Source organism: Citrobacter amalonaticus (assembly GCF_002918555.1).
GTDB classification, from domain to species: domain Bacteria; phylum Pseudomonadota; class Gammaproteobacteria; order Enterobacterales; family Enterobacteriaceae; genus Citrobacter_C; species Citrobacter_C amalonaticus_A.
The window spans coordinates 790,378-811,024 of sequence record NZ_PQMB01000002.1; the positions used below are offsets into that span (position 1 = coordinate 790,378).

Annotated in this window: 18 protein-coding genes; 5 read left to right on the forward strand and 13 right to left on the reverse strand. The window is 52.8% G+C overall.

What is annotated here, in order from left to right:
- Window positions 1-73: 73 nt before the first annotated feature.
- From cpoB to mngA, 13 genes are all read right to left on the reverse strand, one after another.
- The gene (gene cpoB / locus C3432_RS09310) at window positions 74-868 is read right to left on the reverse strand and encodes a cell division protein CpoB (protein ID WP_103776330.1); all 795 of its coding nucleotides are present in this window, start codon (window positions 866-868) and stop codon (window positions 74-76) included.
- 9 nt (window positions 869-877) lie between these two features.
- Complete coding sequence (gene pal / locus C3432_RS09315) at window positions 878-1,396, reverse strand: peptidoglycan-associated lipoprotein Pal (RefSeq protein WP_003022983.1); 519 nt, start codon at window positions 1,394-1,396, stop codon at window positions 878-880.
- A 34-nt stretch (window positions 1,397-1,430) separates the two neighbouring features.
- Window positions 1,431-2,723: a Tol-Pal system beta propeller repeat protein TolB gene (gene tolB / locus C3432_RS09320; protein WP_103776331.1), complete on the reverse strand. Its 1,293-nt coding sequence runs from the start codon at window positions 2,721-2,723 to the stop codon at window positions 1,431-1,433.
- Between the two features lie 132 nt (window positions 2,724-2,855).
- Window positions 2,856-4,136, reverse strand: coding sequence for a cell envelope integrity protein TolA (gene tolA, locus C3432_RS09325; protein ID WP_103776332.1), 1,281 nt, complete (start codon window positions 4,134-4,136; stop codon window positions 2,856-2,858).
- A gap of 64 nt (window positions 4,137-4,200) precedes the next feature.
- Window positions 4,201-4,629 carry a colicin uptake protein TolR gene (gene tolR / locus C3432_RS09330; RefSeq protein ID WP_103776333.1) on the reverse strand — a complete coding sequence of 143 codons (429 nt, stop codon included), beginning with the start codon at window positions 4,627-4,629 and terminating at the stop codon, window positions 4,201-4,203.
- Between the two features lie 3 nt (window positions 4,630-4,632).
- Window positions 4,633-5,325, reverse strand: a complete 693-nt coding sequence (gene tolQ, locus C3432_RS09335; protein ID WP_103776334.1) for a Tol-Pal system protein TolQ — start codon at window positions 5,323-5,325, stop codon at window positions 4,633-4,635.
- Window positions 5,322-5,726, reverse strand: a complete 405-nt coding sequence (ybgC, locus tag C3432_RS09340; RefSeq protein WP_043001341.1) for a tol-pal system-associated acyl-CoA thioesterase — start codon at window positions 5,724-5,726, stop codon at window positions 5,322-5,324. The genes tolQ and ybgC overlap by 4 nt, the downstream gene beginning before the upstream one ends.
- A gap of 271 nt (window positions 5,727-5,997) precedes the next feature.
- A complete protein-coding gene (gene ybgE / locus C3432_RS09345; protein ID WP_103776335.1) occupies window positions 5,998-6,291 on the reverse strand; it encodes a cyd operon protein YbgE in 294 nt (97 codons plus the stop codon).
- A complete protein-coding gene (gene cydX, locus C3432_RS09350) occupies window positions 6,291-6,404 on the reverse strand; it encodes a cytochrome bd-I oxidase subunit CydX (protein WP_103776336.1) in 114 nt (37 codons plus the stop codon). The genes ybgE and cydX overlap by 1 nt, the downstream gene beginning before the upstream one ends.
- A gap of 14 nt (window positions 6,405-6,418) precedes the next feature.
- Window positions 6,419-7,558 carry a cytochrome d ubiquinol oxidase subunit II gene (gene cydB, locus C3432_RS09355; protein ID WP_103776337.1) on the reverse strand — a complete coding sequence of 380 codons (1,140 nt, stop codon included), beginning with the start codon at window positions 7,556-7,558 and terminating at the stop codon, window positions 6,419-6,421.
- Window positions 7,559-7,573: 15 nt separating this feature from the next.
- Window positions 7,574-9,142 (reverse strand): cytochrome ubiquinol oxidase subunit I, encoded by a 1,569-nt coding sequence (gene cydA / locus C3432_RS09360; RefSeq protein ID WP_103776338.1) that lies wholly within the window; start codon window positions 9,140-9,142, stop codon window positions 7,574-7,576.
- Between the two features lie 683 nt (window positions 9,143-9,825).
- Window positions 9,826-12,459, reverse strand: coding sequence for a mannosylglycerate hydrolase (gene mngB, locus C3432_RS09365; RefSeq protein WP_103776339.1), 2,634 nt, complete (start codon window positions 12,457-12,459; stop codon window positions 9,826-9,828).
- Between the two features lie 204 nt (window positions 12,460-12,663).
- Entirely contained in the window at window positions 12,664-14,580 is a 1,917-nt protein-coding gene (mngA, locus tag C3432_RS09370) for a PTS 2-O-a-mannosyl-D-glycerate transporter subunit IIABC (protein WP_103776340.1), read from the reverse strand.
- A 173-nt stretch (window positions 14,581-14,753) separates the two neighbouring features.
- Here mngA and C3432_RS09375 point away from each other — a divergent pair, with 173 nt between their 5' ends.
- From C3432_RS09375 to C3432_RS09395, 5 genes are all read left to right on the forward strand, one after another.
- Window positions 14,754-15,473, forward strand: coding sequence for a GntR family transcriptional regulator (locus tag C3432_RS09375; RefSeq protein WP_103776341.1), 720 nt, complete (start codon window positions 14,754-14,756; stop codon window positions 15,471-15,473).
- Window positions 15,474-16,101: 628 nt separating this feature from the next.
- Window positions 16,102-16,551, forward strand: coding sequence for a methylaspartate mutase subunit S (gene glmS / locus C3432_RS09380; protein ID WP_103776342.1), 450 nt, complete (start codon window positions 16,102-16,104; stop codon window positions 16,549-16,551).
- Complete coding sequence (glmL, locus tag C3432_RS09385; protein ID WP_103776343.1) at window positions 16,551-17,939, forward strand: methylaspartate mutase accessory protein GlmL; 1,389 nt, start codon at window positions 16,551-16,553, stop codon at window positions 17,937-17,939. The genes glmS and glmL overlap by 1 nt, the downstream gene beginning before the upstream one ends.
- Window positions 17,940-17,957: 18 nt before the next feature.
- Window positions 17,958-19,403: a methylaspartate mutase subunit E gene (locus tag C3432_RS09390; RefSeq protein ID WP_103776344.1), complete on the forward strand. Its 1,446-nt coding sequence runs from the start codon at window positions 17,958-17,960 to the stop codon at window positions 19,401-19,403.
- Entirely contained in the window at window positions 19,403-20,644 is a 1,242-nt protein-coding gene (locus C3432_RS09395) for a methylaspartate ammonia-lyase (RefSeq protein WP_103776345.1), read from the forward strand. Before C3432_RS09390 ends, C3432_RS09395 begins: the two co-directional genes overlap by 1 nt.
- Window positions 20,645-20,647: the final 3 nt, after the last annotated feature.

Below are 20,647 nucleotides of genomic sequence, written 5' to 3' on the forward strand. Positions count from 1 at the left end.
ACCGATCATTCAACTGCTTATGAATCGCACGACGCGACCAGAAATAACGCGATTTCTGGTCGCATGGTGCGCATTACATCGCGCCAAGACGTTTTTGCGCTTGTTTTGCGCCATCAGTGCCAGGGTATTTGCTGATAACCTGCTGATAAACCGCTTTGGCTTTCGCGGTATCGCCCTTGTCCTGCATAATCACGCCGACTTTATACATCGCGTCTGCAGCCTTAGGTGATTTCGGATAGTTTTTGACGACCGAAGCGAAGTAGAACGCCGCATCATCTTTTTTACCCTTGTTGTAATTCAGCTGACCCAGCCAGTAATTGGCATTCGGCTGGTAAGTTGAATCAGGGTATTTTTTGATGAAGTTCTGAAATGCCACAATCGCATCATCCTGGCGGGATTTATCCTGCACCAGAGCAATGGCCGCATTGTAATCGGTATTGGCGTCCCCACTCTGCACCGGCGCGCCTGAGGTTGCTGCATCAGCAGACGCTCCTGGCGTTGCATTCGCTGCAGCGCCGCTCTGATCGCCGCCAGTGGACTGCACTGCCGCCCCACCGCCGCTGCTCAGATTATCCATCTGCAACAGGATCTGCTTCTGACGCTCCACAACCTGATTCAGCTGATACTGGTTTTCCTGGATTTGACCACGCAGGGAATCAATATCGGACTGATTATCGGAGAGTTGTTGCTGAAGTTGGGTTAAAAGCTGACTGTGAGCATTAGAAATACGCTCGAGTTGAGTGACACGGTCTTCGACCGAGCCTGAGCCGACACTACTGATTGGCGCCTGAGCAAAAGCGGCCCAGGGGGCCGCTATGCCAACCAGTAACGACAGACTCAACAGATGATGTCTGAAGTTACTGCTCATGCAATTCTCTTAGTAAACCAGTACGGCACGACGGTTTTTAGCGTAAGCCGCTTCGTCATGACCCAGTACTGCAGGTTTTTCTTTACCGTAAGAAACGATGGAGATCTGGTCAGCAGAAACGCCTTTACCCTGCAGGTACATCTTAACAGCGTTCGCACGGCGTTCACCCAGGGAGATGTTGTACTCAGGAGTACCACGTTCGTCCGCGTGACCTTCTACGGTGACTTTGTAAGACGGGTTGCTACGCAGGAAGTTTGCGTGCGCATCCAGCATTGCAGCGAAATCAGAACGGATATCGTACTTGTCCAGATCGAAGTAAACGATGTTGTTCTGCTGCAGCTGTTGCATCTGCAGACGCGCCTGCTCTTCAGAGGACATATTGCCGCTGCCGTTCGCATCCATACCAGTGCCGGCACCCAGCATGCCTTCGCTGCCGTCATTGCTGGCGTTCTTGTTGGAAGAACATGCAGCAATTGCCATAACAGGCAGAGCAATCATCAGCCCTTTCAGCACTTTGTTCAGTTGCATTTCAATGATTCCTTTACTAATCAATTAATTATTATCACAGATACGGCGACCAGGCAGGGGATTTAACCTGTCCATCAGTTGCCGGAAGACGCGCTTTGAAACGCCCATCTGTAGAAACCAAATTCAGCACGGATCCCATCCCCTGAGAAGAGCTGTAGATTACCATAGTGCCGTTAGGTGCCAGACTTGGCGTTTCGTCCAGGAACGTTGACGACAGAACTTGCACGCCACCCGCTACCAGATCTTGTTTGGCAATGTGCTGCTGACCATTGGCTGAGCTTACCATTACCATAAATTTACCGTCGCTGCTGACATCTGCGTCCTGGTTCTGTGAACCTTCCCAGGTAATACGCTGCGGAGCACCGCCGTTGACGTTAACTTTATACACCTGCGGACGACCGGCCTGGTCAGAGGTAAAGGCCAGATTCTGGCTGTCCGGGAACCAGGTTGGTTCCGTGTTGTTGCTGCGACCATCGGTGACCTGACGGATTTGACCAGAGCCGATATCCATCACGTACAGGTTCAGACTACCGGTTTTAGACAGGGCAAACGCCAGTTTGCTGCCATCCGGAGAAAATGCTGGCGCACCGTTGTGACGCGGGAACGAAGCCACCTGACGAACCGCACCGTTAGACAGCGTCTGGATAACCAGCGCAGAACGGCCGCTTTCAAAGGTCACATAAGCCAGTTTGGAACCGTCCGGAGACCACGCCGGAGACATCAGCGGCTGCGGGGAACGGTGAACAACAAACTGGTTGTAACCATCGTAGTCAGATACGCGCAGCTCATAGGGGAACTGGCCGCCGTTAGTCTGAACAACATAGGCGATACGGGTACGGAACGCGCCCTTAATACCGGTCAGTTTTTCAAACACTTCGTCGCTTGCCGTGTGACCCGCATAGCGCAGCCACTGCTTGTTCACTTTGTACGAGTTCTGCGCCAGTACAGTACCCGGAGCACCACCGGTGTCAACCAGCTGATAAGCAACATTGTAAGAGCCGTCCGGATTCGGCGTCACCTGGCCGACGACGACTGCGTCAATACCCAGGGCAGACCATGCCGCAGGCTGAACTTCTTGCGCCGTGCCCGGCTGCTGCGGCAGACGAGAACGATCCAACGGATTAAACTTCCCGCTGTTACGCAGGTCCGCACCAACAATTCCACCGATATCTTCAGGTGCGGCACCCGGTCCCGCCCACTGGAATGGCACAACGCCAATCGGGCGCGCCGAGTCCACCCCCTGGGTGATCTCGATACGTACTTCTGCGTGCAGCACCGCCGCCCACAGCATCAGAAAACCAAATGCTACTCGTAATGCCTGCTTCATCATATCTCCCTTATCCGGACGGAAAGCCCACGATAATTTAGCAGAATGTTAACAAACTCAAATACATAAAACTACCAGAACCCAGCGACTCCCGAAGATTGTTTTCCCCCGCAATTATGGGGAAAGCGTATCTTACGGTTTAAAGTCCAGAGGTGCATTTTTAAACACTTCGTATACCGCCTGGCTCGGTGGTTTTGGTATCTTCGCCTGTCGGGCTGCAGCAAGCGCTGCCTGACAAAGCGCGGGATCCCCACCTTCAGACTGAATATCCAACAACATACCATCAGAAGCCAGTTTTATCCGCAGCGTACAGGTTTTACCTGTATAGGACGATGCATCATAGAACTTGCTCTCAATGGCAGATTTAATTTGTCCGGCATAGTTGCTGATATCCGCACCTGAAGCGCCATTACTCTTAGTATTACCACTCCCGGCTGGGGAAGCATTGCTCCCTTTCGCCCCGCCGCCGGTTTTCGGCGCATTCTTACCTGAGCTTAGATCGCCCAGCAGATCGTCAACACCTTCAGCCGCAGCCGCTTTTTCTGCCGCGGCCTTCTTCGCAGCAGCCGCTTTCTTATCAGCCGCTGCTTTTTCTGCGGCTGCTTTATCTGCGGCTGCTTTTTTATCAGCAGCGGCTTTTTCTGCGGCAGCTTTATCTGCGGCTGCTTTTTTATCAGCAGCGGCTTTTTCTGCGGCAGCTTTCTTCTCAGCCGCTTTCTCAGCAGCGGCCTTTTCTGCGGCAGCTTTCTTAGCCGCTTCAGCCTGAGCCTGTTTTGCTGCCTCAGCCTCGGCTTTTTTCTTCGCATCAGCAGCCGCTTTCGCAGCCTCGGCCTCAGCTTTCTTCTTCGCATCAGCGGCGGCTTTCACGGCCTCTGCTTCCGCTTTTTTCTTGGCATCAGCCGCCGCTTTAGCCGCATCGGCTTCCGCTTTCTTCTGCGCGTCAGCTGCGGCTTTGACCTGCGCATCCGCCTTCGCTTTAGCATCAGCTGCCGCTTTCGCCGCCGCTTCTTCTGCCTGCTTTTGCTGTTGCTGAGCCTGCTTCGCCGCTTCTTCCGCCTGCTTTTGCTGTTCCTGGGCCGCTAAACGCTCTTTCTCAAGTTGCTTTAGTCTTTCCTGCTCAGCAGCCTGCTTCTCGCGAAGTTCCTCAGCTTGCTGCTGCGCCTGTTTTTCACGCTGCTCTTCTGCACGTTTAGCACTTGCCTGCTGTTGCTGCTGCCTGTCGTACTGTTGCACAATAGCGCCAGGATCGACCATTACGGCGTCGATGGAAGAACCACCGCCGCCTCCGGCTGAAGCCTCTATATGCTCATCGAACGAACTCCAGATCAGCACCGCAAATAAGATGACATGCAGCACTGCTGAAATAATTATCGCCCGTTTGAGCTTGTCGTTCTGTTCGGTTGCCTTTGACACTCTCGGTTCCCAAAAAACTGTTCGCCTGTTACCTGCTCTCTTTCAAGCCAGCGCAACGCAGACATCAGATTGGCTGCGTCATTAAGCCAACCGATTTCACGCCCGCACTGTGTAACAAGTTCAGCGCTTTAATTATTTCATCGTAAGGCACATCTTTCGCGCCACCGATCAAGAAGACCGTTTTCGGATTCGCTTCCAGGCGGCTTTTCGCTTCAGCGATAACCTGTTCTGGCGGCAGTTGATCCATCCTGTCTTTCTCAACCACCACGCTGTACTGCCCTACCCCAGAAACCTCAATAATCACCGGTGGATTGTCGTTGCTGCTGACGGCCTGCGATTCTGTCGCATCCGGCAGGTCGACCTCCACACTCTGGGTAATGATGGGGGCTGTTGCCATAAAGATCAGCAGCAGCACCAGCAGTACATCGAGCAACGGTACGATGTTGATTTCGGACTTAAGGTCGCGACGACCCCGCCTACGCGATCTGGCCATGGCTTACCCCTTGTTGCTCTCGCTAACGGTAAACGCCTGACGGTGCAGAATCGCGGTGAACTCTTCCATAAAGTTGTCGTAATTCAGTTCCAGCTTGTTGACTCGCTGATTAAGGCGGTTGTAAGCCATTACCGCCGGAATCGCGGCAAACAGACCAATCGCCGTGGCAATCAACGCTTCCGCGATCCCCGGAGCCACCATTTGCAGAGTCGCCTGTTTTACCGCCCCCAGAGCGATAAACGCATGCATGATCCCCCAGACGGTACCAAACAGGCCAATATATGGGCTGATAGAACCGACGGTACCGAGGAACGGAATATGCGTTTCCAGCGTTTCCAGTTCACGGTTCATCGAGATACGCATCGCGCGCGCGGCCCCTTCCACAATGGCTTCCGGCGCATGGCTGTTTGCACGATGGAGGCGAGCAAACTCTTTGAACCCGCTATAGAAGATTTGTTCCGACCCGACCAGATTATCACGACGCCCCTGGCTCTCCTGATACAGGCGGGAGAGTTCGATTCCGGACCAGAATTTGTCCTCGAACGCTTCAGCCTCACGTGCGGCAGCGTTCAGAATACGGGTCCGCTGGATGATAATAGCCCAGGATGCGATTGAAAAACCAATCAAAATCAACATGATAAGTTTAACCAGAAGGCTTGCCTTCAGGAACAAATCAAGGATATTCATGTCAGTCACTGCTTAAACTCCGCGACAATAGACTTGGGAAGCGCACGAGGCTTCATTTTGAGTGGATCAACGCAAACGATCAGAACTTCAGCCTCATTGAGCACGGTGTTCTCTGCGTTGACAATGCGTTGCGTGAAAACCAAAGAGGTGCCACGCATTGACGTAATTTCAGTCTGGATTTCGAGCATATCGTCGAGACGCGCTGGCGCATAGTACTCCAGCGTCATTTTACGCACCACGAAGGCAACTCGTTCAGCCAGCAGAACCTGTTGACTGAAGTGATGGTGACGCAGCATCTCTGTGCGTGCTCTTTCATAAAAAGCGACGTAACTGGCGTGATAAACCACACCACCGGCATCGGTGTCCTCATAATAGACACGAACCGGCCATCGAAATATATACTTATTCATTCTTACTGCCTCTTTGTTGGCTTTGCCCACTCACACCCGTCACTGATTCTTGTGAACGTCTGGTGATTTGCGTACTTGCCGTCGCGAGGCATCAAGAATGCCGTTGTATATCGCGCTGTATTCACTTTACATCCCGGTAAAACAAAAGTTGGAGCTTTTAAACGTTGCTACTATACGCGCGCGGATGAGGCTTGGGAATGGGGAGAAGTTAAGGGAGCGTAAAAATTTATGGGCTAATGCAAGCCCATAAATATTTAAGGATGTTTCTTATTCAAAAGAAGAAGAAAATCAGACCAACGAGCAGCACGATATCCGCCAGGAGCGGGCAGAAAATTCCCTGCCAGTGTACGGCCTGTGGGCGAAATCCAACGCCGTGAATGACACCTGCGCAGACGGCCCACATCAGTAGTAAACCATGCCAGATTTCAAGGGTGCTGGTCTTTGCGGCGAAGCGGGTTGGATCCCAAAACATACAACCCGCTAACACTAACGCCATCACAAAGGAAAGCGCCCGCAGGGGGCGCTTGTCCATCGCTTTATACAACAGAGCGATAATACTACTCATCAGTGTTCTTCTTGACCGGCTTTGTTTGCTTCAACATGCTCAAGCGCCAGCGCGGTGATTATCCCAAATGCACAGGCAAGAAGCGTTCCTAAAATCCATGCGAAATACCACATTTTCAGCTCCTTACTTAGTACAGAGAGTGGGTGTTACGTTCAATATCTTCTTTGGTGATACGACCAAACATCTTCCAGTAACACCAGCTGGTGTAGAGCAGGATGATCGGTACAAACACCAGCGCAACCCAGGTCATCAGGTTAAGCGTTCTCTGGCTGGAGGTCGCATCCCACATGGTCAGGCTCGCGTTCATCATAGTGCTTGACGGCATCACAAACGGGAACATAGCGATACCGGCAGTCAGGATGATGCAGGCCAGCGTCAGAGAAGAGAACAGGAATGCCCATGCTCCTTTCTCCATCCGGGAGGTCAGAATCGTCAGCAGCGGTAACGCCACACCCAGAGCAGGAACCAGCCACAGGATCGGCGCACTGTTGAAGTTCACCATCCATGCGCCCGCTTCGCGTGCAACTTCTTTGGTCAGTGGGTTAGAAGCAGCATGATGATCCAACGCAGAGGTCACGACATAACCATCAATACCGTAAATGACCCAAACGCCCGCCAGTGCGAAACAGACCAGCGTCACCAGTGCAGCAACCTGAGCAGTCGCACGGGAACGCAGGTGTAGTTCACCTACCGTACGCATCTGCAAATACGTTGCACCCTGAGTGATAATCATCCCTACGCTAACCACACCCGCCAGCAGACCGAACGGATTCAGTAACTGGAAGAAGTTACCGGTGTAGTACAGACGCAGGTACTCGTCGATGTGGAACGGTACGCCCTGCAGCAGGTTACCAAATGCCACGCCGATAACCAGCGGCGGCACGAAGCTTCCCACGAAGATGCCCCAGTCCCACATATTGCGCCAGCGGGTATCTTCAATCTTGGAACGGTAGTCGAAACCAACCGGACGGAAGAATAAGGACGCCAGCACCAGGATCATCGCCACATAGAAACCGGAAAACGCAGCGGCATACACCATCGGCCAGGCCGCGAACAGCGCGCCACCGGCAGTGATCAACCAAACCTGGTTACCGTCCCAGTGTGGGGCGATGGAGTTGATCATAATTCGACGCTCGGTGTCGTTACGACCGAGGAAACGGGTGAGCATGCCCACCCCCATGTCGAAGCCATCGGTAACCGCAAAACCGATCAGCAGAATGCCAACCAGCAGCCACCAGATAAAACGCAATACTTCATAATCGATCATTTGACGACTCCTGTCTTAGCGTGCCGGCTGAGAGGCCACATTGGGCTGCTCAAAGTGATAGCGACCGGTTTTCAGGCTGCTTGGGCCACGGCGTGCAAACTTGAACATTAAGTACAGCTCCGCCACCAGGAACAGGGTATACAGGCCGCAAATCAGGATCATCGAGAACAGCAGGTCACCGACTGTCAGCGACGAGTTCGCCACCGCCGTCGGCAGTACCTCACCGATAGCCCACGGTTGACGACCATATTCTGCGACAAACCAGCCCGCTTCTACGGCAATCCACGGCAGTGGGATCCCATACAGCGCCGCACGCAGCAGCCATTTTTTCTCACCAATGCGGTTACGAATAACGCTCCAGAAGGAGAGCGCGATAATCGCCAGCAGCAGGAAGCCACACGCCACCATGATGCGGAACGCAAAGTACAGCGGCGCAACGCGTGGGATGGAGTCTTTCGTTGCCTGCTGGATCTGCGCTTCGGTCGCGTCAGTCACATTAGAGGTATAGCGCTTGAGCAACAGACCATAGCCCAAATCTTTCTTCATGGTGTTGAACTGGTCGCGAACGCCCTGGTCGGTTGAACCCGCACGCAGCTGCTCCAGCAGCGCGTAAGCTTTCATCCCGTTACGGATACGCTCTTCGTGCTGCGTCATCAGATCTTTCAGACCGATAACCGGGGTATCGACAGAACGCGTGGCGATAATACCCAGCGCATAAGGGATCTGGATGGCCAGTTTGTTTTCCTGCGAATCCTGATCCGGAATACCGAACAGCGTAAACGCCGCAGGGGCTGGCTGGGTTTCCCACTCGGCTTCAATTGCAGCAAGTTTGGTTTTCTGCACGTCGCCCATTTCGTAACCAGATTCATCACCCAGTACGATAACAGACAGTACGGAAGCCATACCGAAGCTGGCAGCAATAGCAAAAGAGCGTTTAGCGAACGCGATATCGCGTCCTTTCAGCAGGTAGTAAGCGCTGATACCGAGGATGAACATCGCACCGGTAACGTAGCCAGAAGCCACGGTGTGAACGAATTTCACCTGAGCTACCGGGTTAAGTACCAGTTCGGAGAAGCTCACCATCTCCATACGCATGGTTTCAAAGTTGAAATCCGACGCGATGGGGTTTTGCATCCAGCCGTTTGCGACCAGGATCCACAGCGCAGAAAGGTTGGAACCCAGAGCCACCAGCCAGGTCACCGCCATATGCTGGACTTTACCCAGGCGATCCCAACCGAAGAAGAACAGACCTACAAAGGTAGATTCGAGGAAGAAGGCCATCAAACCTTCGATAGCCAGCGGCGCACCGAAGATATCCCCAACATAGTGAGAATAGTAAGACCAGTTAGTCCCGAACTGGAACTCCATGGTCAACCCTGTTGCCACACCCAAAGCGAAGTTGATACCAAACAACTTGCCCCAGAACTTAGTCATATCTTTATAAATCTGTTTGCCGGAAAGGACGTAAACCGTTTCCATGATGGCCAGCAGGAACGCCATACCGAGCGTCAGTGGCACAAACAGGAAGTGGTACATCGCGGTCAAGGCAAACTGTAAGCGCGACAGTTCGACTATATCTAACATCATGACTCCTTGCTCATCGCATGAAGACTCCGAGAGTGAACCCCGTTAGAAAGGGTCACACGCATGCCCCAATACAAATTCATTTGCGCGCCTCCTTCATTGCCGTTTCGTCGTAAGGGAAAACAACAATGATGAAAGGTTACAAACATGTTAATGAAAAACTCAAATTGATCCCGCGATTATATTACGCCGCAAAATCCTTACAATAAACAGGTTTTTATTGAGGAAGATTTGCATTTTTCGACAGTGATCAATTTATAGCGAACTTATCACTTTTCCACCAATTTGATCGGCGACAATTTATCGTGTTTTGATAACACTTTCCAGGCATTAAACATTGATTTAAATCAAAATCAATGAATTATGTTAATGATGTATACACGCAGTGACATGGGTAAATGCAATGTTACCATCATGTATCATCAGGGGTGGCAATGGTTACTGGCCGGGAAGCTATATATATAAAAACCGTGTTTTAATAAACGAAAACGTGGAGGTTTCTCTTTCACTTCCCCGATCTGTTTAGGGTAGTCAATTTACTGTTATTTGCCAGGTGAAAGATTCACACTGCGAATATTCACAATTATTTCACTTTTATGTTTATATGAATTAACACCGCACTGTTATTATTCTGTTAATAAAAAAGCCACGCAGAGCGTGGCTAATGACTGTTTGCTGGCTATTCATGCAATTTTGTAGCAGAACGTTCGCGATTGCCCCGGCAAAAAAGTGCCCATATCTCCCGGCTTGCCGCCCTCCTCGCGATGCCATTGTTCATCCATTCGCGCCTCTGTACAACATTCAACCGCTCTGCTGAAGGAAATAGTGGTATCACAAGGTGTCGATTCAGATGGATTAAACAGGCGTAAAATCAGCTCATCCCGCTCTTCTGCTTTTTTGAACGCGCTCAGTTGACATCCCACCGGCGGTATCGCCAGCAAGCTATAGCGTTCCGGTACGATAACCCCTGCCTTGTTAAGTTTCATCGCATCCCAGGGGATTTTATTATAGCACTGTACGGGAGTGAGCCAGGCTCTGGCCTGCTGGGCAATACCCGCGCTTAATGGCGTACCGCTATAGCTGAAAAGGCTAAGCCGACAGCACAGCGGACCGCGCAGTTGCGCATCCGGTACCGCCATTTTGATTCCTGAAGGACGGCCCGGACGCAAAAGCAGATCCTCTTTCCCCAGCAATCCCACGCCGCGTAGCAGCGTGATGGCGAATGTTTTTTGCTCATCGCCGAGAACTTCAAATTCACGCAGCCCTTCGGTGAAAACCGCCAGACCGTTTATCCCCTCCTGAAGCGCCGCGTAGTTAAGCATATTCCAGACGGGAACAGGGGCCTCTTTCCAGCCCTCTTCTCGCCAGTTTGCCATCGCAGGATCCTGCGTGGGACGACTCACAGAGCCAAACTGCGTATCAGCCAGCACGCGATCGGTAGCAAACGGCGTAGGGATTAACACCCGCAGACGGTGGTCGTCAGCCTGATTATCAAGATGCACCTCAATATCAATTCGCCTGCTGTTGTGGCTCAACGTAACCGTTATCTCAACGCCGACTTTGCCGCTACATTGACGAGCGCTCCGCTGTGCGAGATTCAGCGGCACCATCATTTCATAACGAATTCGTGCCCGGCTTTGCCACGCCTCATGGATAATGTCGCACTGTGCCTTTACCGAAGCGGAAGTCAGTAGCCACTCCTCTCTTGCGGGCGAGTAGTCATACTCGTCCCCATCATCAGAGCCCTCTTCCAGCGCCAGTACGCGGTCATAGCGGATCCCACTATCCTTGTCATGCAGACACAGCGTACCGTTGTCATTAACGGTAATCTGCCAGAACGCATTTTCCAGCTGCCGTGAAGGGGAGGTGTTAACCGGAATGCGCTCTCCAGCCTCGCCAGGCTCAATGTAGAGCGTGCGGTAGCCCATTGACGGAACAATCTGATGGAGCTGAATATCGAATTCCATAAACGGCTCGTAGTTGCCGTAATGCACTATCTGCCTGTCAATGAGTCCCGGATCGATCTCACGGGCTTCGCGAATACAAAAGGGAATGGAATGCCCACGATCGTCCCGCAGACAAAACTGGCTGGCGCGTAGCCGAATTGTGGTGTTAATGACCTCCTCACGCGGCCACGGCATCAGGTTAAACAACACCAGTTTGTCACTGTCGCTGTGCGGCATATTGTCCACCACTTTGCGCAGGTAAAAACGCGTCAGGTTGTCGGCCATGTCCTCCGCCTGTGCGAAGCGGGCGGCAATTTCCCGGTGTACTTTGTCGCTACAGCAGCAGCCAATGCTGTCGTGGGCATGATTTTTTAAAATCTCTTTCCACATTTTTTCCAGCAAACCGTGGTGATATTCAAAGCCAAGCGTCCAGGCCAGCGTCGCCAGCGGTTCAAGAATATTGACGACCTTATTTTCAATACGCGCGTGGGCAAGTTTGATGTCCATCCGCGTCGAGCCAATCGTGCGATGAACACGCATATATTTACCGTCAATAAATTCGCCCTTCAGCGTGGCGAGCTGCTCACGCCGCGCCTCAATATGTTCAAACACCTCTTCAAAGCGGCTCATCACAAATTTTCGCTGCGGGTAGATCTCGCGCAGTTTGTCCATCACCGTAAAAATATTCTGTTGCAGCGGCATCTGGTCATGGCCGTTGGGCAGCAAAATCTCTTTGGTTAATGACGCATTTTCCAGTACCGCAAAATAGCTATCGAGTCGTTTGCGCAACCCGTTCTCGTCCTCCGGTAAGTACTTACCAATCGCGTAGCCCAGCGGCAGCACCTGCGCCACAACTTCACTGCCGTCGCTGCTTTGCCACAAAAACTCAGTCTTGTCTGTGCCGTGCCGCTCTGAACAGCCGCGCCAGAACATCGTCCGGGTGATGCCAAACCCGTTGTAGATATGCGGGAGCTGTCCGGACATACCGAAAGAGTCAGGCAGATAGCCGATTTTCATCGGTTCACCAAAGGCCTGGCAATCACGCATGCCATACAGCAGGTTACGCACGATAGATTCACCGGAGACAATGGTGGTATCCGTCTGGGTATACCAAGGGCCGATAATCAGCTTCCCGGCCTGCACCAGACGCTGTACCCGCTGTCTGTTTTCCGGTTTTACCGCGAAGTAATCCTCCAGCACCGCCGTCTGCCCATCGAGCACGTAACAGAGGTATTCAGCATCCTGCTCCAGGCGGGTGAGGATCTCTTCCATATTGTTAACCAGCAAAATGCGCGACTCTTCGGTGGTGAAATACCACTCCCGGTCCCAATGCATATGCGGGGTAATGTGAACGCGAGATACAGCTTTCATCTTTATTTCCTGTGCTTTGAGCCTGATCCACCAGGCGTAACTGGCGCAGACAGTTTGAACACAGACAGCGCGGAGCAACCGAAGCGTACACGCAGTACGTTCGGGCCGCCGCAAGCAGCGTTCACAACGCTGTCGGGTTTTGTGCGGGCACTGCCCAGGTTCAAAATGGCAATCCAGATAGCCTGATGACCAGGCTGTTAAATTTTACGGCGTCACGCCATCCGTCATATATTTGCCCTGCTTCACCGCATGGCGTCGCCAGAGCAGTAAAACTGACGTTGAGATAGCGGTCCCCATCAGCGCCGCACCAAACCAGCCTGCCGCAGCCAATGCGCCGCCGTATCCGGCGTCGTGCAGTAAAAAGAGCGAGAAAATACCCGCGCCCGGTGTCGACAGACCAATATTCATCGCCCCGACAATCGCCCCTGTCGCCATCGACCCCACCACAAAGGAGCCAATCACCCGCAGCGGATCTTCAATTGCCATCGGAATAGCGCCTTCAGTAATCCCCGCCAGACCAAGCAGCCAGGTGGATTTTCCGGTTTCAATTTCAAACTCTTTAAACAGACGCGGAGAGAACAACGTTGAGGCGGTCACCGTAAAAGCGGAAACCATTTTGACCGAGGCAAAGATGGCATAAGGACCATAAACACCGTTCGCCATCGCCCCCAGACAAAAGGCGTAGGCCGCTTTATTAACCGGGCCACCTAAATCAAATGAACACATAAAGCCGAGGATAGCGCCAAGCAGCAGCGCATTCGCACCGGATAAACCGTTAAGCCATGCCGTCAGGCTGTTGTTGATCCATGCAACCGGTTCGCCGACAACAAACAGCATCAGACTCCCGGCGCCCAGCGTGCCTAACACCGGATAGAGATAAAACGACAAAAAACCGTTGAATTTACTGCTGAGTCGCAGGTGATTTTTCACCCAGCGCATCAGATACCCGGCGATCAGGCCACCCGCTATCGCGCCAAGAAAACCGGCGCCAATCATGTTGGCGGCAAGACCTGCCGCAAAACCAGGGGTAAGGGCGGGCTTATCGGCCAGAGAATACGCTGTCCAGGCCGCCAGTACAGGCACCATCAAAATACCAAGCATCCCGCCGCCAAGTTTGCGGTACATCCACAGCCAGGAGTTCTCCTGATCGAAAAGTGGCTGCAACCCGAATATCTGCGCCAGCAATACCGCCACGGCCAGCACCGTCCCCCCCGCGACAATCAGCGGCACGGCAAAGGAGATGCCGCTCAGCAGAGCCTGTTTTAGCTCCGTCTTAAGCCCTTTATGCTGATGAACATCCTCCTGGCGGGTGCGCTTTTCACTCTGCGGTTCAAGCGCCAGCGCCTGGCGGATAAGTTGTTCCGCATGGCGAATCGGCTCGGCGACGGGAACCGTCAGCGCCGGGATCCCCGTAAACCGCTCGCTCTCTTTAATTGCCACCTCAGCGGCGAAGATACAGGCAGTTGCCGTATTCAATTGTTCCGCCGTTAACCGCCCTTCAATGCCGTTTGCCCCCTGCTTTTCAACATACACATTGACGCCCAGCTTCCGGCCGGCCTTCTCCAGATACTCCGCCGCCATATAAGTATGGGCAATACCCGCCGGACAGGCGGTCACACACACTATCGTCGGGGCGTTGAACGGCGTTGCCACCGTCGGAGAGTGCCAGTTGTCATCGAGCGCCGACATCAGTTCATCAGCGGTCGTTGCCATCAGAACGCGCCTTCGCATCTCATCATCTGCCAGTCTCGTGGTCAGCGCGGTCAGCAGTTGCATATGGGTGCTGCCCGCCTCCTCCTGGGGGATAGCGAGCAGAAAAATCAATTCGACGGGTTCCGGACCGTCAACCCCTTCCCAGGTTAACGGCTGGCTGAGCGTCGCAACCGCAAAAGCCGCCTCTTTGACGGCGGATGTTTTCCCGTGCGGTACCGCCAGCCCCTCCCCTAGCGCAGTGGGGCCGAGGTTTTCACGTGCAAGCACCTCTTCCAGAAAACTATCGAAATCGGCAATTTTACCCAGCGCCGTTAGCCGCTGCGCTAACGTGCGAATAGCCTCTTCACGGCTGGTAAACCGGGCGTTCAGACACAGCGCGTCGCGGTGGGTTAACGTCGTCAGGTTCATCATGATCCTCACACAATGGTGGTTTTATGTGCTAAGGATTGTGCCAGACGAAATAATACATTTATGTGATCATTTTCACTTAAGGATGATAATTTGTATTTAATTTGTATTGTTTACACCTTAAATTCATCAGGCATAATGGCTGAAGTCGTATTAACCCGATAGAAAAAAGCATGAGCCGAAAACCGCTGTACCGACAGATTGCCGACCGGATCCGTGAACAAATTCAGCGCGGTGAGCTAAAGCCCGGCGACGCCCTGCCGACAGAGTCAGCGCTACAGGCGGCGTTTGAGGTCAGCCGGGTCACCGTGCGTCAGGCACTCAGACAGCTGACCGAACAGCAGATCATCGAAAGCATTCAGGGCAGCGGCACCTACGTTAAGGAAGAGCGGGTTAATTACGATATTTACCAATTAACCAGTTTCGATGAAAAGCTGACGGACCGGGGCAGCGACACACACAGCGAAGTGCTGGTTTTCGAAGTCGTTCCGGCAGATGAATTTTTAATAAACCAATTACAGCTGGCTGAAGATAGCCGGGTCTGGCACGTTAAGCGGCTGCGTTACATCAAGCAAAAACCGGTCGCGCTGGAAGAGACGTGGATGCCGCTGGCGCTGTTTCCTGATTTAACCTGGCAGGTAATGGAAAACTCGAAATACCACTTCATCGAAGAGATGAAACAGTGGGTGATTGAGCGCAGTGAGCAGGAACTGATCCCTCTCATGCCCACAGAAGAGATGAGCCGTCTGCTTGGTATCCCTCTCACAAAACCTATTCTGGAGAAAGTCTCGCGAGGATTTTTAAAAGGAGGTCGGGTATTCGAATACAGTCGTAATGCGTTTAATACTGACGATTACAAATTTACATTGATCGCACACAGGAAACAGCGTTAATAAGTATATGCGCACCAGGTATTATTATAAATTGTTAACTGCTTCACAAATATAAAGATCATTATCTTCGCTGAATTTTCATCGTCTGATTTTAGTTATGATAAACAAATCATCATTGCATTTATCATTTTATTAACAATAATAAAATGTGTACAGTATCGTTGTCCCTCATTCCGTTACACATCTCACACTTCCACCCTTGCTTTATTTTTTATTTTCTAAAAATCCGTTCATCAATAAATAAGATTGCGATCACAAAGATGATATTTCATTTATTGACCGATGATATGAAAACCCAAAGCAACATTAATGAATAATTTTTAAAGTCATGAAATAAAAGGATTTTAACAAAACATTCGCAGAATGGCAGTTTTGCGAAAGATATTTTGAAAATAGATCAATTGCATCCCCCTCACCTTCCACAGAAACTCCATGACAATTAAATACCCGACCGCCTGACATGCTCCATATGGGCGGAATATTAAAAACGACATTTATCTCTAAATAATTCGAGTTGCGGGACGGCGGCAATGCAGGGGCAAGGGTCTGGTAACAAAGCCAACGCATCTGCAACCTGAAGTATGACGAGAATATTCATTGTTCACATCAGTCCTGGAGAGGATTACCCATGAAGAAATCAACACTTGTTATTGGCGTCATTGGTGCTGACTGCCATGCAGTAGGCAATAAAGTTCTGGACCGCGTTTTTACTGCCCATGATTTTCGCGTAATCAATCTGGGGGTAATGGTAAGTCAGGATGAATATATTGATGCTGCCATCGAAACCGGTGCTGACGCCATTGTCGTGTCATCCATTTATGGACACGGCGATATCGACTGCCTGGGTCTGCGCGAGCGCTGCATTGAGCGCGGCATCGGCGACATTCTTCTTTATGTTGGCGGTAATCTGGTGGTCGGTAAGCATGACTTTGCCGATATTGAAGCCAAATTCAAAGAGATGGGCTTCAACCGCGTCTTCGCGCCAAGTCACGACCTTGAAGACGTCTGCCAGTTAATGGCGAACGATATTCGTCAGCGTCACGGTGTTGAACAAAATTGTCTTGAAGAGGCTATCTGATGCAAACCGTCTCTGTCGATATCGGCTCGACGTGGACTAAAGCAGCCCTCTTCTCACTGGAGGGGGATGAGCTGACGCTGGTTAACCACGTTCTGACCCCGACAACAACCCATCATCTGGCTGAAGGTTTTTTTGCCAGCCTGAACCAGGTGCTGAACGTTGCCGATGCGCGTCCGTTACTTAACCGCGGTGAGGTCACGCTGAAATACTCCTCATCGGCGAAAGGTGGGCTCGCCGTGGCGGCAATGGGGCTGGTGCCGTCCATCACGCTGGAATCGGCGAAAGTTACCGCTCACTCAGCGGGTGCCAAAATCGCCCAGTTTTACTCGTACAAACTGAACCGCCACGATATCCAGGAACTGGAAGCCACGCCGCCGGACATTCTGCTGTTTACGGGCGGCACCGATGGCGGTGAAGAGAGCTACGGCCTGGCCAATGCTCACGCGCTGGCAGAGTCGTCACTTGATTGTGCGATTATTTACGCCGGAAACCGCGACATTCAGGACGACGTGCAGGCGATTCTCGGTCACAAAGATCTGATCACGGTAGATAACATTCTGCCAGATCTTGATCACCCGAATCCCTGGGCCGCCCGCAAAGCCATTTGCGATGTTTTCTTGTCCCGCATTGTGAAAGGAAAAGGGCTGGACGTTATCGTCGGTGAAACCGGTGAAGAACCCATGCCGACACCGTGGACAGTCTATGAGCTGGTGAAAACCATCAGCGACTACGACAGCGCATGGAAAGAGTTCATGCTGATTGATATGGGCGGCGCAACCACCGACGTCTATTCCGCCAGCGCCAACACGCTCTCTCCGGATACGGTGCTGCATGGCGTGCCGGAACCGTTTGTGAAACGCACCGTGGAAGGCGATCTCGGTATGCGCGTCTCAGCCGTCGTCGTGGGTGAAAGCACCCAGGAGCTGGTGAATGTGGTATTCGCCCACCAGCCGCAGCGTCAGGACGCGTTTTATCGCTATCTGCATCATCTGGTCGCCCACCCGGATTATTTGCCCGTCAGTGAGGAAGAGAAGTACTTCGACACCGTCCTGGCCGGACTGTGCGTCGGCTACGCCAGCGAACGTCATGCCGGCACCAAGAAACAGGTTTGCACCTGCGTGGGTAACGTCGATTTGCAGATGGGACGCGATCTGACCACCGTCCGCAAAGTCGTCGGTTCCGGCGGATGGCTCTCCCGCGCCAGCCAGTTCGACATCCACAGCTGGCTGAAGTACCGCGAGCTGGACGACGACGGCAGACGCATTCTCTTACCCTCTCAGTTTGAATATTACCGCGACTCAAAAGGCCTGCTCCCTCTACTGGCAAACGTTGCCAGGCTGTATCCGCAGGCCGCGGCTCGCACCAGCATTCACTGTTTAACCCTATAAAACCAAAGGCAGCTACGAATGGAACTTCGAAATAAAAAATTAACCCATGACGAATTCATGACCGAGCGGCGTCAGGTATTGCAGACCTGGCATACCGGCAAGGATGTCGAGAACTTCGAAGATGGCGTGAAGTACCAGCAAACAATCCCTGAGAAAAAACGCTTTTCTTATGCTCTGCTGAAAGCCGACCAGGAAGGTAAAACGCTCAGCCAGCCGCGAGCGGGCGTGGCGCTGATGGATGAGCACATTGAACTGCTCAAAACGCTACAGGAAGAGTGCGATCTGCTGCCCAGTACCATTGATGCCTATACCCGTCTGAACCGTTATGAAGAAGCGGCGGTTGGCATTCAGAAATCCATCGAAGCGGGAACCTCCAGGCTGAACGGTTTACCTGTGGTAAACCACGGCGTCGCGGCCTGCCGCCGGATGACCGAAGCGCTGGAAAAACCGATCCAGGTGCGCCACGGTACGCCAGATGCGCGTCTGCTGGCGGAAATCGCGATGGCCAGCGGCTTTACCAGCTACGAAGGCGGCGGCATCTCCTACAACATTCCTTACGCCAAACGCGTCACCCTGGAAAAATCGATTCGCGACTGGCAGTACTGCGATCGCCTGATGGGTCTGTATGAAGAGCACGGTATCCGCATTAACCGTGAACCGTTTGGCCCGCTGACCGGCACCCTGATCCCGCCGTTTATGTCTCACGCGGTGGCGATTATCGAAGGTCTGCTGGCACTGGAACAGGGCGTGAAGTCCATTACCGTGGGCTATGGTCAGGTGGGTAGCCTGACACAGGATATCGCGGCGATTCAGTCTTTGCGCGAGCTGTCCCACGAATACTTCCAGAACTACGGTTTTGATGATTACGAGCTTAGCACCGTCTTCCACCAGTGGATGGGCGGCTTCCCGGAAGACGAATCCAAAGCCTTCGCCATTATCTCCTGGGGCTCGGCAGTGGCTGGCATGGCTGGCGCAACCAAAGTGATCACCAAAAGTCCGCACGAAGCCTTCGGTATCCCTACCGCGGCAGCCAACCTGCAGGGACTTAAAGCCTCTCGTCAGATGCTCAATATGGTCCGCGACCAAAAATTCCCGCAGTGCAACGCCGTCGAGCAGGAAGTGGATCTGATTAAGAGCGAAGTCCGCGCCGTGCTGAATAAAGTGTTCGAACTGGGCAACGGCGATGTCGCCCGTGGCACGGTGCTGGCCTTTGAAGCAGGCGTGCTGGATGTGCCTTTTGCCCCGGCAGCCTGTAACGCCGGTAAAATTTTGCCGGTCCGCGATAACTTTGGCGCCATCCGCGTTCTGGAGGCCGGTGCGGTTCCATTACCGAAAGATATTCTCGCCCTGCACCACGACTATGTGGCCGAGCGCGCGCATTTTGAAGGACGCAAGCCCTCATTCCAGATGGTTGTTGATGACATCAACGCTGTATCCCACAGTCAATTAATAGGAAGACCATAATGAAAATTAAACAGGCCCTTTTTACCGCTGGCTACTCCTCATTCTATTTCGACGATCAGCAGGCGATCAAAAACGGCGCGGGTCATGACGGATTCATTTATACCGGCGCGCCGGTTACCCCTGGCTTTACCTCTGTGCGTCAGGCGGGAGAGTGCGTCAGCGTACAGCTGATTCTGGAAAACGGTGCGGTCGCGGTCGGTGACTGTGCCGCCGTACAGTACTCCGGGGCGGGCGGTCGTGACCCGCTGTTCCTCGCCGAACATTTCATTCCGTTCCTTAACGACCACATTAAACCGCTGCTGGAAGGCCGCGATGTGGATGCGTTCCTGCCGAACGCCCGCTTCTTCGACAAGCTGCGTATTGAAGGCAATCTGCTGCACACTGCCGTGCGTTACGGCCTGTCCCAGGCGTTGCTTGATGCTACCGCGCTGGCCACCGGACGTCTGAAAACCGAAGTGGTTTGCGACGAATGGCAGTTACCGTGCGTCCCGGAAGCCATTCCGTTATTTGGTCAGAGCGGTGACGATCGCTATATCGCCGTTGATAAGATGATCCTCAAAGGCGTTGACGTGCTGCCGCATGCGCTGATCAACAACGTCGAAGAGAAGCTGGGGCTGGAAGGGGAAAAACTGCGTGAATATGTGCGCTGGTTGTCCGACCGTATCTTAAGCCTGCGCTCCAGCCCGCGCTATCACCCGACGCTGCACATCGACGTATACGGCACCATTGGCCTGATTTTCGATATGGATCCGGTGCGCTGCGCCGACTATATCGCCAGCCTGGAAAAAGAGGCGCAGGGTTTGCCGCTGTACATTGAAGGCCCGGTAGATGCCGGTAATAAACCGGATCAAATCCGCATGTTAACCGCGATCACCAAAGAGCTGACCCGTCTGGGATCCGGCGTGAAAATTGTCGCTGATGAGTGGTGCAATACCTATCAGGATATCGTGGACTTTACCGATGCCGGTAGCTGCCACATGGTGCAGATCAAAACCCCGGATCTCGGTGGCATCCACAACATCGTTGATGCGGTGCTGTACTGCAACAAGCACGGAATGGAAGCCTATCAGGGCGGTACCTGTAACGAAACCGAGATCAGCGCGCGTACCTGCGTACACGTGGCGCTCGCCGCACGTCCAATGCGTATGCTGATCAAGCCAGGCATGGGCTTCGACGAAGGTCTTAACATCGTGTTTAACGAAATGAACCGCACCATCGCGCTGTTGCAGACTAAGGATTAAGAG

Bases quoted from the DNA above. Each gene is read 5' to 3' on its own strand.
- cpoB (WP_103776330.1), bottom strand. From the start codon at position 868: ATGAGCAGTAACTTCAGACATCATCTGTTGAGTCTGTCGTTACTGGTT.
- pal (WP_003022983.1), bottom strand. From the start codon at position 1,396: ATGCAACTGAACAAAGTGCTGAAAGGGCTGATGATTGCTCTGCCTGTT.
- tolB (WP_103776331.1), bottom strand. From the start codon at position 2,723: ATGAAGCAGGCATTACGAGTAGCATTTGGTTTTCTGATGCTGTGGGCG.
- tolR (WP_103776333.1), bottom strand. From the start codon at position 4,629: ATGGCCAGATCGCGTAGGCGGGGTCGTCGCGACCTTAAGTCCGAAATC.
- ybgC (WP_043001341.1), bottom strand. From the start codon at position 5,726: ATGAATAAGTATATATTTCGATGGCCGGTTCGTGTCTATTATGAGGAC.
- ybgE (WP_103776335.1), bottom strand. From the start codon at position 6,291: ATGAGTAGTATTATCGCTCTGTTGTATAAAGCGATGGACAAGCGCCCC.
- cydX (WP_103776336.1), bottom strand. From the start codon at position 6,404: ATGTGGTATTTCGCATGGATTTTAGGAACGCTTCTTGCCTGTGCATTT.
- cydB (WP_103776337.1), bottom strand. From the start codon at position 7,558: ATGATCGATTATGAAGTATTGCGTTTTATCTGGTGGCTGCTGGTTGGC.
- cydA (WP_103776338.1), bottom strand. From the start codon at position 9,142: ATGTTAGATATAGTCGAACTGTCGCGCTTACAGTTTGCCTTGACCGCG.
- mngB (WP_103776339.1), bottom strand. From the start codon at position 12,459: ATGAAAGCTGTATCTCGCGTTCACATTACCCCGCATATGCATTGGGAC.
- mngA (WP_103776340.1), bottom strand. From the start codon at position 14,580: ATGAACCTGACGACGTTAACCCACCGCGACGCGCTGTGTCTGAACGCC.
- C3432_RS09375 (WP_103776341.1), top strand. From the start codon at position 14,754: ATGAGCCGAAAACCGCTGTACCGACAGATTGCCGACCGGATCCGTGAA.
- glmS (WP_103776342.1), top strand. From the start codon at position 16,102: ATGAAGAAATCAACACTTGTTATTGGCGTCATTGGTGCTGACTGCCAT.
- glmL (WP_103776343.1), top strand. From the start codon at position 16,551: ATGCAAACCGTCTCTGTCGATATCGGCTCGACGTGGACTAAAGCAGCC.
- C3432_RS09390 (WP_103776344.1), top strand. From the start codon at position 17,958: ATGGAACTTCGAAATAAAAAATTAACCCATGACGAATTCATGACCGAG.
- C3432_RS09395 (WP_103776345.1), top strand. From the start codon at position 19,403: ATGAAAATTAAACAGGCCCTTTTTACCGCTGGCTACTCCTCATTCTAT.